Below are 1,101 nucleotides of genomic sequence, written 5' to 3' on the forward strand. Positions count from 1 at the left end.
ATTGACAATCCTGCCCAACACCCTATAGTGGTTCGCCTTAGCATTTACGCTAGCTATGCTTTCGCTTCACTAGTGCAAATCTTAGAAAGGATAGACGATCAGATCGAAACTCGCTTTGGCGATCATAAAAAACACGGTCACCTTAATACTGACAATACAAAACGCCGCTATGCCAACCGCATTTCGGGGTAGATTCAAGCAATAGGAGAAAACAATGACTGATAAGAAAGCTCAGTTATTGGTAGATGGCAAAACCATCGACTTACCAATGTACTCAGGTACTGTTGGACCAGACGTAATAGACGTACGAAGCCTCGTATCTGAAGGCTTGTTCACTTACGACCCAGGCTTTGTATCCACTGCGGCTTGCGAATCAGCCATTACATATATCGACGGCGGTAAAGGTGTTCTTTTACACCGCGGCTACGCAATCGACGATCTTGCTGAAAATTCTGACTATCTAGAGTTATGCCACCTTCTTCTTCACGGAGAGCTGCCAACTAAAGAAGAAAGTGAAGCTTTCCGCGCCACAGTTCGCAACCACACCATGGTTCACGACCAAGTAAATCAGTTCTTCCGTGGTTTCCGTCGTGATGCACACCCAATGGCTATTATGTGTGGTGTCGTTGGAGCATTATCTGCTTTTTACCATGACTCAATGGACATTACTGAAGCACAAGATCGTGAGATCGCCGGCTTCCGCCTAATCGCGAAAATGCCAACAATTGCCGCAATGTGTTACAAGTACTCGATTGGCCAGCCATTCATGTACCCGAACAATGATTTGGGTTATGCAGAGAACTTCCTGCACATGATGTTCAGCACTCCTGCTGGCGATGTTAAATTTGATCCAGCAATTGTTCGCGCAATGGATCGTATTTTCATGCTTCATGCTGACCACGAACAAAACGCATCAACATCAACAGTTCGTCTTGCGGGTTCTACCGGAGCAAATCCATTCGCATGTATTGCGTCTGGTATTGCAGCACTTTGGGGTCCTGCACACGGCGGCGCAAACGAAGCTGTGTTGAGCATGCTCAACGAAATTGGCGACGTTGCAAACATTGACGAATTCGTTGCTAAAGCAAAAGACAAGAATGA

The 1,101-nt window shown here is 46.1% G+C and carries 2 protein-coding genes; both read left to right on the forward strand.

The window, feature by feature from the left end:
• A partial coding sequence (locus A3739_RS31080; protein ID WP_231877145.1) for a hypothetical protein occupies positions 1 to 192 on the forward strand: 192 nt, incomplete at its 5' end.
• A 22-nt stretch (positions 193 to 214) separates the two neighbouring features.
• Positions 215 to 1,101 (forward strand): citrate synthase (gltA, locus tag A3739_RS25340; protein WP_068503203.1); only part of this gene is annotated, 887 nt, incomplete at its 3' end.

The organism is Oleiphilus sp. HI0067, assembly GCF_001635735.1.